At 57.7% G+C, this 17,009-nt stretch carries 15 protein-coding genes; 7 read left to right on the top strand and 8 right to left on the bottom strand.

The window, feature by feature from the left end:
* Window positions 1–75: 75 nt before the first annotated feature.
* The 6 genes from G5533_RS08980 (at window position 76) to G5533_RS08955 (ending at window position 8,234) form a co-directional block, all read left to right on the top strand.
* On the top strand, window positions 76–2,358 hold the full coding sequence (locus tag G5533_RS08980; RefSeq protein WP_266134129.1) for a hypothetical protein: 2,283 nt from the start codon (window positions 76–78) through the stop codon (window positions 2,356–2,358).
* A 79-nt stretch (window positions 2,359–2,437) separates the two neighbouring features.
* A complete protein-coding gene (locus G5533_RS08975) occupies window positions 2,438–4,051 on the top strand; it encodes a GGDEF domain-containing protein (protein WP_421205920.1) in 1,614 nt (537 codons plus the stop codon).
* A gap of 148 nt (window positions 4,052–4,199) precedes the next feature.
* Entirely contained in the window at window positions 4,200–5,555 is a 1,356-nt protein-coding gene (gene ppnN / locus G5533_RS08970) for a nucleotide 5'-monophosphate nucleosidase PpnN (RefSeq protein WP_019445906.1), read from the top strand.
* Between the two features lie 135 nt (window positions 5,556–5,690).
* Entirely contained in the window at window positions 5,691–6,491 is an 801-nt protein-coding gene (xni, locus tag G5533_RS08965; protein ID WP_441254707.1) for a flap endonuclease Xni, read from the top strand.
* A 159-nt stretch (window positions 6,492–6,650) separates the two neighbouring features.
* Complete coding sequence (locus G5533_RS08960; protein WP_005349723.1) at window positions 6,651–7,658, top strand: isocitrate dehydrogenase; 1,008 nt, start codon at window positions 6,651–6,653, stop codon at window positions 7,656–7,658.
* 117 nt (window positions 7,659–7,775) lie between these two features.
* On the top strand, window positions 7,776–8,234 hold the full coding sequence (locus tag G5533_RS08955) for a hypothetical protein (RefSeq protein ID WP_005349721.1): 459 nt from the start codon (window positions 7,776–7,778) through the stop codon (window positions 8,232–8,234).
* Window positions 8,235–8,314: 80 nt separating this feature from the next.
* Here the strand turns inward: G5533_RS08955 and rlmM are convergent, their stop codons facing one another.
* From rlmM to dinB, 6 genes are all read right to left on the bottom strand, one after another.
* Complete coding sequence (rlmM, locus tag G5533_RS08950) at window positions 8,315–9,409, bottom strand: 23S rRNA (cytidine(2498)-2'-O)-methyltransferase RlmM (protein WP_005338617.1); 1,095 nt, start codon at window positions 9,407–9,409, stop codon at window positions 8,315–8,317.
* Window positions 9,402–9,788 carry a DUF423 domain-containing protein gene (locus tag G5533_RS08945; RefSeq protein ID WP_421255610.1) on the bottom strand — a complete coding sequence of 129 codons (387 nt, stop codon included), beginning with the start codon at window positions 9,786–9,788 and terminating at the stop codon, window positions 9,402–9,404. Before G5533_RS08945 ends, rlmM begins: the two co-directional genes overlap by 8 nt.
* A gap of 51 nt (window positions 9,789–9,839) precedes the next feature.
* Window positions 9,840–10,469: an alpha/beta family hydrolase gene (locus G5533_RS08940; RefSeq protein WP_421205917.1), complete on the bottom strand. Its 630-nt coding sequence runs from the start codon at window positions 10,467–10,469 to the stop codon at window positions 9,840–9,842.
* Window positions 10,462–11,382, bottom strand: a complete 921-nt coding sequence (locus tag G5533_RS08935) for a transcriptional regulator GcvA (RefSeq protein ID WP_005338622.1) — start codon at window positions 11,380–11,382, stop codon at window positions 10,462–10,464. The genes G5533_RS08940 and G5533_RS08935 overlap by 8 nt, the downstream gene beginning before the upstream one ends.
* A 284-nt stretch (window positions 11,383–11,666) precedes the next feature.
* Complete coding sequence (locus tag G5533_RS08930) at window positions 11,667–13,808, bottom strand: methyl-accepting chemotaxis protein (protein WP_441254706.1); 2,142 nt, start codon at window positions 13,806–13,808, stop codon at window positions 11,667–11,669.
* A 66-nt stretch (window positions 13,809–13,874) separates the two neighbouring features.
* Window positions 13,875–14,930 (bottom strand): DNA polymerase IV, encoded by a 1,056-nt coding sequence (gene dinB, locus G5533_RS08925; protein ID WP_227343092.1) that lies wholly within the window; start codon window positions 14,928–14,930, stop codon window positions 13,875–13,877.
* 131 nt (window positions 14,931–15,061) lie between these two features.
* On the opposite strand from dinB, the gene G5533_RS08920 reads away from it, so the two are divergent.
* Window positions 15,062–15,268, top strand: a complete 207-nt coding sequence (locus tag G5533_RS08920; RefSeq protein ID WP_005338629.1) for a hypothetical protein — start codon at window positions 15,062–15,064, stop codon at window positions 15,266–15,268.
* Window positions 15,269–15,379: 111 nt separating this feature from the next.
* On the opposite strand, the gene G5533_RS08915 is transcribed toward G5533_RS08920, so the two are convergent.
* Both G5533_RS08915 and G5533_RS08910 read right to left on the bottom strand, forming a co-directional pair.
* Window positions 15,380–15,940, bottom strand: coding sequence for a DJ-1 family glyoxalase III (locus G5533_RS08915; RefSeq protein WP_227341200.1), 561 nt, complete (start codon window positions 15,938–15,940; stop codon window positions 15,380–15,382).
* A 31-nt stretch (window positions 15,941–15,971) separates the two neighbouring features.
* Window positions 15,972–16,925, bottom strand: coding sequence for a ketopantoate reductase family protein (locus G5533_RS08910; protein WP_441254705.1), 954 nt, complete (start codon window positions 16,923–16,925; stop codon window positions 15,972–15,974).
* Between the last annotated feature and the right edge of the window lie 84 nt (window positions 16,926–17,009).

The raw sequence follows: 17,009 nt of genomic DNA, 5'->3' as shown, positions 1-17,009 counted from the left end.
CACCATCAGTAAACGCTGGACTCGCAGGGGTGGGCTTGGATAACATGCCAACACCTCTGCGCCGTCCTTAATCCAATGAATCAACTGTTTTTTCTGGCTATGATGATGTCTTCTCTGTCCGCTCCAAATCTGGATCTGGACAAGGAGCAACTATCCCTGGATCTGCAACAGGCCCAATCACTGGTGCTGACCGACCCTGCCAGATGTGTTCAGATCACCTCCGCCTTTCTGACGCGTGCGGCCAAGAATCCCCAGCAAATCATCAGTAATCGTCAGGAGTTCGGCTATCGCGAGCCTCTGCTCAGCTACAGCACCGTTTCGCAAACCATCGGAGCACACCTGCTTGAAGGGGAGTGCCGAATCCAGCTTGGCCAATATCAAGCTACCCAGCAAACCCTCGACAAGGCGATGGAGCTGGCGGAGAGAGAGCGCCAACCCGAACTCAAGGCCCACGCCCTCTATCTCAAAATCCGTAGCCAGGGGCTAAGGCAAGATGGCCAGAACAACAGCCGTATCCTGCTGGAACAATTGGACGAACAGCTGGCCCGTCCCGACCTCAAACAGAGCCAGTTACAGATCTATAGCCGCCTGCAACGCACCAGCTACGAGATTGAAAATCAGCATCTTGAAGACGCCAAGACCCATCTGGCGGATGCAAGGATCTGGGCTGCCAAAGCCGCCAATCCTCTTGCCAGCGCCTGGGTCAGCGCCATCAGCGGCGACCTTTATCGTGTGCTGCAACAACCCCAGCTGGCATTGGGTGAATATATCGATGCCCAGCAGCAGGCCAAGAATCTCAACGACCCGCTCTTTCTCGGCTTGCTCTCCAACCAGATAGTCAAACTCTATCAGCAAGAGCAGGAGCCCCAGAAAGCGCTGCAATATGCCAATGAAGCGGCCAACTATTTTCACTCCATCGGCAATCCGTCACTGCTATGCGACTCACTTATCGTGCTGGCCCGACTCAACCGTGATCAGGGCGACCTCAATATGGCGCTGGTCTACTTCTTCAATGCGCTGGATTTGCTCGATGAGGGAAGCAGTCGGCCGCAGGCCTCTCTGCTCAAGTACGAGATTGGCAAAACCTATCTGCAAAGCGGTAACCTCTCGCTGGCCGGCAACTACCTCAATGCAGCCCGGCAGTCCCACGAGTTGGGCGATGCCAAAGAGCCGCTGATCGATACCCTGCTGTTGCTCGGCGAGCTCTATCTGAAGAAGCAGGAGGCGGCCATCGCCATCCTGCAGCTGGAAAATGCCCGGGCACTGGCCAATCAGGTAGGCGACACTCGCCGCCAGTACGAAGTATTCCGCCTGTTGTCACTTGCGTATGAGCAGAAGGGATACCTGCACCAGGCCCTCGACAGTTACAAGCGCTTCCATCGTTTGGGAGAAGAGGTTCGCCAGCAGGAAATTGATCAGGAGCAGGCTGCGATCCGCGACAACTATGTCCAGGTTGAACGGGTACAACACATCAAGGAGCTGGAGCAGCAGCTTAACAACAGCCAGCACCAGCAGGAGCGCTATCTCTGGTCGAGCATTACCACCAGCCTGCTGCTGGCGCTCTTCATCTACCTCTTCTTCACCCTCTGGCTAAAATTGCGTACCGCCCGTCTGCAACTGAAACGCACTGGCGAGGCCCTGCTGATCGAACCCCGCTCCGGACTTGCCAACTGGCAGCGGCTGATGAATCGCTGGCCGCGGGAGATGGCAAAACGCCAGCTGAAATCGGAGCGCTGGTATCTGAGCGAAGAGCACAGTGAATTCGATGACAAGCTGCACTATCTGCTGTTCCGGGTACCCTTCCTGGTCAATACGCTGGAGCGCCACGGCTATCAGGCCAGCCGTGAAATCGAGCAGGCGTTCGGCATCTATATGGATACCCTGACCCCGCAAGATGGCCGTATCTATGACTTGCGGGAAGGGCACATGCTGTATGTGGTGCCACAGCGCCACGTGACCAACCTGCATCAACTTGCGGGAGACCTGCTAACCGCAATCGCCGCCTTCCCTTGCCAATACGAGCTTGATCGCCAGATAAGCCTGGGGATTGTCAGCCACCCCTTCCTGCCCAAGGCGGCGACCGCGCTCGATCACAATGGCCTGTTCGACCTCTGCTATCTCGCCCTTTCGGGAGCCATTCAGCTCAGTGAAAAATACCGGCAAAACGCCTGGTTGGAGCTCGCCGCCATCGATTGCCAGCAGGCTGCATTTTTTAATGGGGATGTGTGGCAATGCGGCTTGATGGCAATTGACAAGGGGCTGGTAAAAGTCAATTCTTCTCATGAAAAGCAATGGGTTAACTGGCCCAGCCTCGCAAGGATGCAAGCGGCTGAAGGCCAGCCGGCAAATAATAGATAACAGACGACACTCAACCTCGGGTTCGGCCACTGTTGCTATCCAACACCAAAAACAATAATGACAACAGGGCGACCTGATAATGAATGACATCGCTGCCGTAGCAGGACAATTGGCCAGGCTCAGGGAATCCCTCCAGCAAAAACAGCTGGAGCTCGACGGCGTTCTCTCCTTTTCCGATGCAGAGCGAGCTCGTGGCATCCAGTTTATCAACAAGCTGATGCTCTCTTGCCGCGGCTTCGATCGTGAGCTGGACAATCGCTTCGCCAAGCTCAAGCAGAGACTGGATAGCAATCCCGCATTCACCTCGCTGGATGCAGAGCTACTTGCCATCGAGAAGTTGCTGCAGCAGCACAGCAATGCACTGGAAGAGTCGCTCACCCTGACCCAGGCAGCCATTGATCTTGGCTCAAAACAGCTAAAAACCATCAAGGGCTTCCCGGAAGAGGCCCGAAAATCCCTCAAGGAATTTCTGAAAAGCCCCGCCGGCTATGGTATTGCCGATCATCAAAAGAAGGTGATCCGCCTGCTTGAATTCTATCAGCAGGCGATCAAGATCCAGCTGCTGCCAAGCCAGCCACTGTCCGGCTCTTCAGCGCCCCAACAGCAAGAGAGCGAGCCCGGTTGTGAACCCCAACCTGATGTTGAGCCGTTTGACCTCAAAGATCATGCGCGTATCGCAGACGAACTGCAGCGGCTGATCACCGAACTTGATTTCGCCGGTTCAATTGGCGAGAGCCTCGGGGATATCCGCCGTCAACTGCTGATCGGCATCAATCCTGCCATGCTGGCAGAGACCTGTATGCAGGTCATCGAACTTATCATCGAAGGCACCCGCGAGGAGCGCAAAGCCTCCCGCGCCTTTCTCAGCTCCCTCAACGAGAGCCTGTCAGCAGTGCATGTCGGCTTTACCGAATCCCTCGATGAGGGGCGTGCGCTACAAAATGAAACCCGTGAAACCCGCGAAGCTCTGGTCTGCGAACTGCAGGCGATCGACCACTCCCTGGCCAGCCATAACTCAATCGATGCGCTCAAGCGTGCCATCTCCGGCCATATGGGCGCCATCAATCTGCTGCTGCAAGAACGGGAAAGTACCGCAGCACGGGAGCGTCACCTGCTCACCCGCCTCTCCACCATGGAGTCCAAGCTGCGCTTGATGAAGGATGAGACCGCAGAATACAAGAAGCGGCTGACCATTCAGAAGCACAAGCTGTTCCTCGACAGCCTGACTCAGGTACACAACCGGGCCGCCCTCGACGAGCGGCTGGAGCAGGAGTTCAAACGCTGGCTTCGCTACCGCACTCCGCTCTGCATGGCGATCATCGACATCGATCACTTCAAGAACATCAATGACAATTATGGCCACATGGCCGGTGACAAGGCGTTGAAGGTTGTTGCCAAAGCGCTGCAGAGCGCCCTGCGTGACACTGACTTCATCGCCCGTTTCGGCGGCGAAGAGTTCGTGGTGCTGCTGCCCAATATCAACCCGGACAAGTTCCAGAAGCCGCTGGAAACCCTGCGCCAGACCATCAAGAGCATCCCGTTCCGTTTTCGCGATGCCAAGGTGGAGATCACCATCTCCATCGGCGCAACCCTGTTCAAGGATGGTGACAACCCCTCCGATGTGTTCGAACGGGCGGACAGAGCGCTCTACCACTCCAAGAACGCAGGTCGGGATCAAGTGACACTGGCCTGAGTGGTGACTAAAAAAACAGCGAACAGTCGTCGCCCTATTTCCCTCCCCCCTCCGTTGCCACTACTATCAAACTCAGGGGATGCAACATGGCATCCCTTTTCTCCCCAGGGAAAAAACACAACGATAACAAGTGAGTAAAGGGGAACCTATGATTACGCACATCAATCCCGTCGGCAGCATGGATTTGCTGTCACAGCTTGAGGTGGATCGCCTCAAGCAGACTGCCTCCAGCGATATCTATCAACTGTTTCGCAACTGCTCGCTGGCGGTGCTCAATTCCGGCAGCCATACCGACAGCTCCAAGGAGATCCTGGAGCGCTTCAAATCATTCGACATTCATGTGATCCGGCGCGAGCGCGGGGTCAAGCTGGAACTGTTCAACGCCCCCGAGCACGCGTTCGTCGATGGCGAGATCATTCGTGGTATTCAGGAGCACCTCTTCTCGGTGCTGCGCGACATTCTCTATGTCTCCAACCAGCTTGAATCGAACCGACTGGTCAACCTCACCAATTCGACTCATATCTCCAACGTGGTGTTCGCCATCCTGCGCAACGCCAAGGTGATCCTGCCTGGCGCCGATCCCAACCTGATCGTCTGCTGGGGTGGCCACTCCATCAACGAGATCGAGTACCAGTACACCCGCGCCGTGGGCAGCGAGCTGGGCTTGCGTGAGCTGAACATCTGTACCGGTTGCGGCCCGGGAGCCATGGAGGGCCCGATGAAGGGGGCCGCCGTCGGCCATGCCAAACAGCGGGTGCGCAACGGGCGCTACATCGGCCTCACAGAGCCCTCCATCATTGCGGCCGAGCCGCCCAACCCCATCGTCAACGAGCTGGTGATCCTGCCGGATATCGAGAAACGGCTGGAAGCATTCGTGCGTCTGGGCCATGGCATCATCATCTTCCCGGGCGGGGTCGGCACCGCCGAAGAGCTGCTCTATCTGCTCGGCATCATGATGCATCCGGCCAACGAACGACAACCCATGCCCATCATCCTGACCGGCCCGAAAGAGAGTGCCGACTACTTCCGAGCCATCGACGACTTCATCAAGGCGACCCTCGGTGAACCGGCGACCAAGCTCTACCGGATCATTGTTGGCGATGCACCGGAAGTGGCCCGAGTGATGAAGGAGGCGATGCCGAAAATCCGCGAATACCGCAAATCGGTCGGTGATGCCTACTCCTTCAACTGGTCCCTCAAAATTGAGCCGGAGTTCCAGCTCCCCTTCGAACCGGATCACGCCAGCATGGCCAGTCTGGATCTGCACCGCAACCAGCCGCCCCAGTTGCTGGCCGCCAACCTGCGTCGTGCCTTCTCCGGCATCGTCGCCGGCAACGTCAAGGAAGGGGGCATTCGCGCCATCGAGAAGAAGGGCCCCTTCAAGCTGCACGGCGACAAGGAGCTGATGCACCTGATGGACAAGCTGCTGGAGAGCTTCGTCAAGCAGCAGCGGATGAAGCTGCCGGGCAGTCAGTATGTGCCTTGCTACGAAATCGTCCGCTAGGGTACAGATACATCATCGACAGAGGGGCGCATCGGCGCCCCTCTTTATTGGCGCTATGCCTTCCCGACCGCCATCAATCCCCCATAAGGCGAGCGGTTTGTTACAATGGGGCGTCCCGACCGCCAAGAGTGCCCCATGTCAACTATCCGGCCACACCTGCTCATCATCGATGCTCTCAACCTCATTCGCCGTCTGCACGCGGTACAGGCCCAGCAGGCACTGACCCCTGCCCAGGCGCTGGTTGCAACCCGCGCCAACCTTATCAATACCTGCCGCAAGCTGCTGGCCAATAGCGAGCCAACCCATGTCATTGCCGTGTTTGATGGCGAGGTGCACAGCTGGCGCAAGGAGGTCTATCCGGCCTACAAGGAGGGGCGAACCCCCATGCCCCCTGAACTGCGTGAGGGGTTGGCGCCCCTGCAGGGTGCCTTTTGGGAGTGCGGGGTCGACGCTCTGCTCTCCGAGACCGATGAAGCGGATGACCTTATCGCCACCCTCGCCAGCGGCATCGCCAGCCATGGCCATCAGGCGACCATCATCTCCACCGACAAGGGGTTCTGCCAACTGATCTGCCCGCAGATCCGGGTGCGCGACTACTTCAACAAACGCTGGCTGGATGCCGCCTTCGTCCAGCAGCAATATGGGGTAGCGCCTAATCAGCTGGTCGACTTCTGGGCCCTGACCGGTATCAGCGGTTCCAATATCAAGGGGGTTCCGGGGATCGGCCCCAAGACCGCCACCCAGCTGTTGCAGCAATATGGCAACCTGGCAGCCATGCTCGAAGCCTGCCAGCAAGAGGATGCCGCCAAGCCACTGCTCAAGCTGCGCCAGCATCAGGATGAGGCCCTGCTGGCCCAGCGGCTGGTGCGCTTGCAGCGGGATATTCCGCTGGGATTCAACCTGCGGGACATCCGCTACCCGCCCCAGCCGGACTAAATGGCCGAACAAAAATGCAAGCAAGGGCGCGAACCATGACGAGACTCACCCTCGCTGTTGATGAAAGTGAGTAGAATGTAAAGGAATGTGGTTGGTTTGCTGAGTAAATGCTATAAAGCAGCCCCATCCTCCCCTATACCCTGGAAGTGGAACCCTCTCATGTCCAAAAGAAAAATTACCGTGATCCCCGGCGACGGCATCGGCCCCAGCATCATTGAATCAGCCATCCAGATCCTGACCCATGCGGGCTGTGACTTTGAGTACGAATACGCTGATGCGGGTCTGGTTGCCCTCGAAAAGCATGGCGAGCTGCTGCCCCAGGCGACCCTGGATCTGATTGAGAAGAACAAGGTGAGCCTGAAAGGACCATTGACCACACCGGTCGGCGGCGGTTTTACCTCCATCAACGTCTCCCTGCGCAAGAAGTTCAACCTCTACGCCAACGTGCGCCCGGTCATCTCCTTCAAGGGCACCAGAAGCCGTTACGACAACATCGACATCATCACTGTGCGTGAAAACACCGAAGGCATGTACTCGGGCGCTGGGCAAAAGCGCAGTGATGACAACAAGAGCGCCGAGGCGATGAGCATCATCACCCGCGAAGGGGCCGAGCGCATAGTCAAGTTCGCCTTCGAGCTGGCTCGTCAGGAAGGGCGCAAGAAGGTCACCATCATCCACAAGGCGAACATCCTCAAGTCGACCTCCGGCCTGTTCCTCGAAGTAGCCCGTGAAATCGCCAGCCACTATCCGGATATCCAGAGCGAAGAGATGATCGTCGATGCCGCCTGCATGAATCTGGTGATGTACCCGGAGCGTTTCGATGTCATGGTCACCACCAACCTGTTCGGCGACATTCTCTCGGATCTCTGCGCCGGTCTGGTCGGCGGCCTTGGCATGGCGCCGGGTGCCAACATCGGCGATGGCGCCGCCATCTTCGAAGCGGTGCATGGCTCGGCACCGGATATCGCAGGCAAGAATATCGCCAACCCGACCTCGGTGATCCTAGCCTCCATCCAGATGCTGGAGTACCTCGGCATGCAGGATAAAGCAGAGCGGATCCGCGAGGCGGTACGAGCCACCATCGAATCCGGTGATCGGGTCACCCGCGATCTGGGTGGCACGGCTTCCACCAGCGAATTCACCCAGGCCATCATCGATCGCCTGTGAGTTAATTCATTGATTTTAAAAGGGAGCTTCGGCTCCCTTTTTTATATTTCCGAATCCTTTGCCACTCCCCGAACAGCAACTATGTTCAATAGAGAAGAAGAACAGGGAGTGTTTTTCATGAAGGGATACGGGTGCTATCTGGTTTCGGGTCTGATGCTGGTGTGTGGTACTGCAAGTGCTTTCGAGCAGGATCAACAGACCCAAACTGCCAAACTGCCACAGCAGGAAAAACGGACTGCCACCGAGGTATGGCGCTCGAGCCTGAATACCAACGACCTGCTAAAAGCGCCCAAACCCCTGTCGTTTGGTATTGAAGTCTCCACCGACAACTTTGGTAATCAAAAGATCACCTCCTACCCGCAGCTCAATCTGACCCCGGAAAAGAGCGTCAGTCTGTCGGTCGAACGCTTCAGACCCAAGGTCAAGTTTAAGGCTGGCGGAATGAACACCGCCCTCAGGCTGAGAGGAGACGGGATAAAGATGCAATTCAATCCGGTCGACAAAACCATCCCGCTGCAGATAGAGATCAAGGTGACCGACGACGAATCTTCCCTGCGCCTCGATTACCGTTTCTGATTTTTCGAGCCCTGAATAGCAAAAGACCGGCAGGGTTCCCTGTCGGTCTTGGTATTTATCGTACGGGCTGAACGGCTACATCACGCCTTGGGCTCGAGTTTGGAGACCCAGTACTTGTTGTAAACATGCACGGTGATCTCTTCTCGATCGTGATAGAGCTGCTTGGCCTGGATCACGAACGCGTTGTCGATCTCCTTGAGCATCTCGCGCAGCACTTCGATGTTGTGTACCGATTCCGCATAACGCTTCTTCATCGGCAACTTGAGGTTGAACATCGCCTCCTGGCAGTCACCCTCACGGAACCAGTCCGCAATCATGTGAACGACCCGCGCCGGTTTATCGACCATGTCGCACACCAGCCAGTAGGTGTTCTTCTTGCTCGGACGCCAGACGAAACCGTCATCCCGGATATGCTTGACCTGACCGGTATCCATCAGGGATTGGGCCATCATGCCGTTGTCGACCGCCGTCACCATCATGCCACGACGCACCAGCTGATAGGTCCAGCCACCCGGGCAGGCGCCCAGATCCACCGCCTTCATGCCTGAGCAGAGACGCACATCCCACTCTTCCCGCGGCACGAACACGTAAAACGCCTCCTCCAGCTTGAGGCTGGAGCGGCTCGGCGCATCGGCCGGGAAGCGCAGGCGCGGGATCCCCATGTGGAATCCGGAGTTGTTGAACGAATAGGAGTAGCCCAGCAACACGTGATCATTGGCCATGAAGAAGGCGTGGAACACCGGACGGTTTGGCGTCTCCTTCTTGGTCAGGATCTCGTTGCTGCGCAGCGCCTGACGCAGCGGCACGGTGAACTTGCGGCAGAAGGCCGACAGCTCTTTCGCTTCGTTGGTATCCGCGGTTTCGACCCGCAGATCACCGCAAATGGTGTAGTCACTCACCGCCTCAAGGATGGGGGAGATCCTGTCCGCGACATCCAGATCCTTCAGCTCATGGGTGACCACCAGCATCTGGCGGATGAAGATGAGCTCCCGGAATGGCAGCTTGCGAGCCAGCAGGTCCGCCTGCTCCTCGTCATACAGTTCGAAGATCACATAACCGCTGTCGTCCTTGACCCGGGCGAAACCGTAGCACTGCATGTTACCGGCACGCTCGGTGATCTCTGCAGCCGCCTCTTTCTCAAAACCGGGGCGGCAATAAAGCAGCAGATTATTCATTTTTTCCTCCAAGACGACAGCCAGCCCAGATCAGGGCCGCCCATCCCAACATAAAACAGAGGCCACCGGCCGGAGTAATCAACCCCAGCCCCTTGCTGCCAAGCAGCACCATGGCGTAAATACTGCCGGAGAATCCGATGATCCCCAGCACAAAAGCGGTGCCAGCCAGCTGGATCACCTTGCTACGCACATCACACCAGCCCAGAACCAGCAGGGCCAATGCGTGAAAAAACTGATATTGCACGGCGGTATTGAATGCCGCCAGACGCTCGGGTGTAATGCCGGTCGCCGCCAATCCATGGGCGCCATAAGCCCCCAGCATGGTGGCCGTCAACCCGAAGAGACCGGCCAGTATCAGCCAATGTCGATGGATCTGCATCCTCACAATCCCTCTCTCATCACGGCTGGCAATAAAACCAACCCTATCGTGCTATCCATGCCGGGCCACAAAATGGCTGATGGCCGCAGCTGCATGCTGCATATTCTCCTGCTCACTCACGCCACTGGCTTTTCGCGGTTTGAAACCATGATCACCATCGGTCAACCAATGGACCGATACGGCGGGTGAGAAGGGGAAATCGGCCAGTTCGGCGCGACTACCGAAGGTATCGCGCTCCCCCTGCAACAGCAGAGTTGGCACTGCAATATGCTTGAGTACCTCGCCTCGCCAGCTGTCGGGCTTGGCCGGAGGGTGGAAAGGATACCCGAGAATGAGCAATCCTGCAGCATTCATCTCACCCTCGCCTTCACGATACAGTTCCGCCGCCATCCGCCCGCCCATCGACTTGCCCGCCAGAAACAGCCGTGGATGGGCAAACTCGCGGATCATGTCGCGCCAATGGGCGAGCAGCACAGGCACCCTGTCAGGTGGGCGGCGCTTGCCATCCTGGGCTCGCCTGGTCATGTAGGGAAAGTTGAAGCGCACCACTTCGCTGTCGGGGCCAGCCAGCAGGCGTGACAACTCGGTAAGAAAGGCATGATCCATCCCTGCACCTGCCCCGTGGGCCAGCAAAATGCGAACGGGGGCATCAATTGCCCCCTCGCGGATCACATCAGGCATCGGCGAGCCTTGCCCTGCGACGCGCCTCTTCCTGCTCCACCAGCTCCAGCATCCAGTCGCGGAAGGCAACGATCTTGCCCTGATCCGACTGTTGCTCCTGGCACACCAGATAGAAAGCATTTTTGCTCACCAGCACCTGCTCGAACGGGCAGATAAGGCGACCAGCCTCAATCTCGGGCTGAGCCAGCACGCTGTGGCCAAGCGCCACCCCCTGGCCGTGGATCGCCGCCTGGATCACCATGGTGGAGTGGCTGAAGATGGGCCCCTGATTGACGTTGGGGGCATCGATATCGAGCTGGCGGAACCAGGCCTTCCAGTCGCGGCGGGAGGTATCGTGCAGCAGGGTATGAAGAGTCAAATCTTGCGGCGTACGCAGCGGTTTGGGCCCGGTCAGCAGCAAGGGGGAGCAGACCGGGATCAGGTACTCGGTATGCAGCTTGTCCGAGCGCAGACCCGGCCAGTTGCCGCGCCCGTAATAGATGGCCACATCTACATCGTCGGTCAACGACCCTTCGTCGAGATCGACCGCCTTGATCCGCACATCGATATCGGGGTGGCGCTCGCTGAACTTGACCAGCCGCGGCACCAGCCACTGGATGGCGAAACTCGGCTGCAAACTGACAGTCAACGCCCCCTTGGCACTGCGGGCCAGCAGCTTGTCGGTCGCTTCCGAGATGGAGGCAAAGATGTCCTTGATATCCAGAAAATAGCCCTGCCCCTCTTCGGTCAGCAACAAGGAACGGTTTTTGCGGCGGAACAACTTGATGCCAAGATACTCCTCCAGCGCCTTGATCTGGTGACTGATGGCAGCCTGAGTCACAAACAACTCTTCTGCTGCGCGGGTAAAGCTTAAGTGACGAGCCGCTGCTTCAAAGGCCTTGAGGGCATTGAGCGGGGGTAAACGACGAGACATGACACCAGCCGACGATGAGTTTTTCTAATGGGGCGCATTATAATTTGTCGGTTGCGGGTCGACCAGTGAATAAACATAATTCGCCCAGCAATCAGTCGTCATATGGCTCACATTTTCTACTACGTGTTGGTTTACATGTGTTTTTAGTGAGTCTTTCGACTGTGATTGTGGTGTTGTGTTTCTTCCTCTGCGGGAAGAGGGGCTCAAATCTCACCGGTTTGACCCAGTCTGTCATCTGAATGTGTTTGGCGCCTCCAGCTGGATGGCGCCTTTTTTCATCCCTTCTATACCTTGAACTGCCCCACCAGCTGCTGCTGTTTATCCGCCAGCGCAGAGAGCTCGCGACCATTTTCGGCGGAGGTCGCCGCCTCGGCCCGGATGGTGTGGCTCACATCTCGAATGTTGCTGACGTTGCGGTTGATCTCGTCTGCTACCCGACTCTGCTCCTGCGCCGCCCGGGCAATCTGCTCGTTCATCTGATGGATGGTGGAGACCGACTGGATAATCTGCTCCAGCACCTGCACCGAGAGATCCACCTTGGCAAGCGTCTCGTCAGCCTGTCCATGACCATCGCGGATCGCCTTGACCACGGCGCCGGTACCGGATTGCAGTTGGCTGATCAGGGTCTGGATCTCGACGATGGCATTCTGGGTACGACCCGCCAGATTGCGCACCTCATCGGCCACCACGGCAAAGCCACGGCCCTGCTCACCGGCCCGCGCCGCTTCAATAGCCGCATTCAGCGCCAGCAAGTTGGTCTGCTCGGCAATTCCCTGGATCACGATAAGAATGTCATTGATGTTGTCGCTGTTGGCGGAGAGCCGCTCCACCACCGGCTGGGCATCGTTGATAATGGTCATCAGCTTGCGCATCGCCTCCTGGGTGTCGGCAACGACATATTTGCCCTCTTGCGCCGCGGCATCAGTGGTGTTGGCAGCCGCCACCGCCGAGCCGGCATTACCGGAGACCTGCAACGCGGTGGCGCTCAGCTCCTCAAATGCCGTCGCCACCAGATCGATCTCCTGATACTGGGCCTGCATGCCACTGCTGGTGCGCTCGGCCACTTGCGCGGCTCGCTCGGCACTGTTGCGCGTACCGGAGACGGTATCAATCACCTGACTGATGGTGGATTGCAACTTGTTGAGGAAGCTGTTGAACCACTTGGCCAGCTCGCCGATTTCGTCTTGCCGCTGGATCTCGATACGCTGGGTCAAATCCCCCTCACCGCTGGCGATATCCTTGAGGCGGGCAACCACGGCGCGGATGGGCGCCACAATCTGGCGCGCCATCAACCAGATAAAACTCAGGGCCACCAGCGAGATCAGCACCCCGATCGACAGTTGCGAGACCACGCTGCGATTGGCCTCACTGGCCAGCTCATCTTGCAGTTGCTGGGCCGAGGCCAGCACTACGGCCCGTGGCAGTTCAATGTAGATGCCCCATTTACGGTCGGTGCCACGCATGGAGACCGGGACAAAGGTCTGCAGCAGGGAACCGTCACGGCTCCAGCGAGTCAGCTCTTTACCCTGAGCAAGCCACCCTCGCAATTCACCAGCCAGCTCCTGATTGGTTTGAGCAAGTTTCTCGCCCGGCGTCACGGCGAACTCGTCCGCCCCGGTCACACGCCCATCGTGGCTGACCAACAATATCTTTCCCTTGCCGTCATAGAGCTCCTTGTCCATGGAAGAGACCAGATTCTGCAAGGTGGTCAGAGAGATATCGACACCGACCATCCCCAGCAAGTGCTCTTGCTCCAGCAAGGGCACTGTCACCGAGGTCATCAGTATCTTGTTGTCGCCAACATCATCGAGATAAGGTTCCAGCAGACAGAGGGCCCGGGTACGTATACTGCAGCGATACCATTCGTTTTCAACCCCACCGGCAGCGGTCGGGCTCTCGTCAGTCAGCACATCCTCATTCTGCACCTCGGGCACCAGCTGGCCATTGTCATAGGCCCAATAGCTGGAGAAGCGTCCTTCGTCATTTGAGCCCAGTTCCGTAGAGCCCTGATAGTTGCTGTCCTCCCCATCCAGCTGATCGGGCTCAAATACCGCATAGACGCCGAGCAGGTTGGTCGATGAGGCTGCCGCATCGTGCAATTGCTGATTGATAGCCCCGCGCAGCGCCTCCGAATGAACGAAGTTGTCGGCCGCATTCTTGCGCTGGAACAGCACGCTCTCGGCCAGCAGACTGGCACGAAAATAGGCTTCATCAAGATAGCTGGTCACCTTGGCGGCCTGCTCTGACCCCATCGCTTTCATCCTGTTTTCGGCTGACAGCTGTGCCTCATGCATGGTGGCTTGCCGCACCTGGGACTGCATCTTGCTCGCGTTATAAATAGAGGAGGTGACCAGCGCAGCGGCCGTGACCAACAGACAGCAACCGGCGATCAGGGTAATCCGTCCCTGGACAGAAAGAGCATTCATGCCAATATTCCTACTTCATGCAGATACAGGTAGATTATCGACTTTATAAACAAAAACTTAACTATCTCATAGCAAATCCAGCGAGAGTTGGTTTACTTCTCCCTCCTTCGGTAGCCCGACTACCAGTCCCAGCAGACGTATCGAACGCCCTTGCGCCCGCAGCAGCCCTTCCTTGAGCAGTGGTGTGAACAATGCGGCCTGATAGCCCCCCTGGCTGCGATAGACGGTAGTCTGATGGAAGTCGGCAAACTTGAGTTTAATCCCCTGCCCCATCACCTGCTCGGCAGGACACGCCAGCTGAAATCGCCGTTCCAGCTCAGGCAGCAGTTGCTGCAATACCTTCAGACAGGCCTCTTCGTCACAGAGATCGCTTGCCAGGGTGGTCTCCACCCCGATGGTTTTGCGGATCCGGTGCGCCTGCACCGGCTGTTCATCTAGCCCCCAGATACGGGTCGTCAGCATTTCGCCCAGCTTGCCAAAGCGACGGCACAACTCCTCTGCCGACAAGGCTCGGGCATCTTCGCAGGTGTATAGCCCCTGCGCCTCCAGCCGCTCGGCAGTCTTGCGCCCCACCCCGGGCAGTTTGCCGAGTGGCAGCTGACAGACAAATTCGGCCACTTCGTCGGGACGAATGACAAACAGACCATCAGGCTTGCGCTGCTCCGAGGCGAGCTTGGCGAGAAACTTGTTGGGGGCGACCCCGGCCGAAGCGGTCAATCCCAGTTCGGTGACGATGGCTTGCCGGATCTCTTGCGCCATCAGGGTGGCGCTGCCACCACAACAGCGACTATGGGTCACATCGAGGTAAGCCTCATCCAGCGACAGCGGTTCAACCTGATCGGTATAGCGCAGGAAAATGGCCCTGAGCTGACGGGAGATATCCTTGTACACCGCCATTCGCCCCGGGATCAGTACCAGCGGTGGGCAGAGTTTTTTCGCCAGCGCGCTCGGCATGGCGGAGCGCACCCCGAACCGGCGCGCCACATAGTTGCAGGTCGAGATGACACCGCGCAGCTCGGACGCCCCACCGATGGCAAGCGGAACTTCCCGCAATGCGGGGTTATCCCGCATCTCCACCGCGGCAAAAAAGCAGTCCATGTCGATATGGATGATCTTGCGCATACCACTGTATAAATAAACAGACATGGCATCATCTTACCCCAAGGATAACCGCAGCTCTATCTCTCTCGTTGCGGCTAAAATAGTAGACTCCAAGGAGACCTTTACTACCACAATGACAAGGAGCGTTCGGGATGAAATATCTTTGGTTGGGACTCTGTTTGCTACCGTTGACCGGCATCGGCAAGAACAACCCGACGGCAGAGTGCCGCTGGCTGTACGACCGGATTGAGATACTGGAACAGGCCATCAAGAAAGGAGACAAGCTCGGCACAGAGCAAGAATTGGCACGCTGGAAAACTGAGTACAACAAAAAACAGTGCTCACAGTACGACTACTGAGCCGGACAAGATGGCGTGACCGACAACGGCAGATAACAAACGGGCCCCGATCAAGATGATCGGGGCCCGTTTTTCAAAGCATGGCCAGCTTGATTCTGCAGCAGAGTGCGCTCAAGGCAGAACCATAGGGCCAGCGACAGTGGCCGCCACTTCATCCCCACGCAGCACCCGGACCAGTTCAAGCGCAAACTCGATGGCACTGCCCGGCCCCTGGCTGGTGATAAGGCGATGAGCCTCATCCCTGACTACCCGCTCATGTGACAGCTGCGATGTCGGTAGTCGGGGCTGAAAGCCGGGATGACAGGTGACGATGGCACCATCCAGCAGGCCGTGATGTTGCAACACCACCACAGGGGCGGCGCAGATGGCTGCACGCCAGCGGCCAAGAGCGGCCTGCTCTTTGAGCAGATCGATGGCCAGCGGGGTATCGCGGATCACTTCGCTGCCGGGCAAACCGCCAGGCACCACGATGGCTTCAAAGTCCCGATGGGTCAGCTCGCCGATATGACAATCGGCCACCAGCTGTACCCCGCGCGATGCCTTCACCTGCCGAGACCCGGCAGGGCAGCAAGAGGCCAGCACCACCTCGATGCTGGCGCGCACCAGGGTATCGACAATCGCAACAGTCTCTATCTCTTCCGACCCGGGGGCCACCAGCACCAGTACACTCACGTTCGCCTCCTTGCTGCTTGCTCGTAAAAGATCAGACGGCCTGACTCTTCTCTTTAATCGCCTGATAGAGACCCTGATTGACCGGTACGGCAATGCCATGCCGGGCAGCCTTGGCCAGCAGGAAGCCGGTGATGGCCTCAATCTCGGTCTCGCGTCCCAGCTCCATATCCTGATGCATGGAGGAGTAATTGTCAGCGGTCAGTTCCACCACTGTCATCACCCGACGCAGCAACTCCTCTGCCGTTGTTGCAACTCCTTCGGCGCACATCACATCCGCCACCTCCACGCAGATCTGCTGCAGGGCATCGGCAAAACGGGGGCCAGCCAGCTCGCCATTTTTCAGCTTGTAGAGGGCCGTCAGGAGATTGATGGCACAGTTGATGGCCAGCTTTTGCCACTGGCGTGCCACTATCTGCTCATCCCAACCCGCCTGACCCAATGCCTGCGCCAACTCATCTGCCAGTGATGCATGAGCCTTGGCCGCCTCGTTAAATGGCCCCAACCAGGTTTCCCCCTTGCCGGTATGACGAAACACGAAATGGCCCGCTTTCATGGCACCATGGCTGGTCACCCCGGCAATCACCGGGTTATGCGGGAACATCTGGACCACCTTCTCGGCAATCCCCATCCCGTTGTGCAGCAGTACGATCGGCACGCCAGCATCCAGATTGCCAGCCAGTGGAGCTAGGGCGCCAACCACCTGACTGGCCTTGGTCATCACCAACAGACGCTGGATTTTTCCCGGCTGGCTGGCAAATGCACGTTCGATATTGAGCAGCTGTACCTGCCCCTCCAGCGAAGTAAAGTCAAATCCGGGGTGCAGGGTAGATTGATGATGCTCACGCAACAAGACTCGAGTGGATTGACCACTGATGGTCAACAGGGAGGCAAAAACGCCGCCGAGAGCTCCGCACCCGAGCAGTGTCCACTTGGGCGCTGCAGGTGGCATAACGGGTTGTCGGGAATTTTTTAATCCGCTTGGCATGATGTGACTCTGTCAGGGTAAGGGTTGCAATCCTCTCAACCTGTTACCGGGAATAAATGAAAAATAGCGCGAACGGACACTAAC

The sequence above is a fragment of the Aeromonas sp. A600620 genome, assembly GCF_029479985.1.
Lineage (GTDB): Bacteria > Pseudomonadota > Gammaproteobacteria > Enterobacterales > Aeromonadaceae > Aeromonas > Aeromonas veronii_A.
This window is presented reverse-complemented; position numbering and strand designations above follow the sequence as displayed.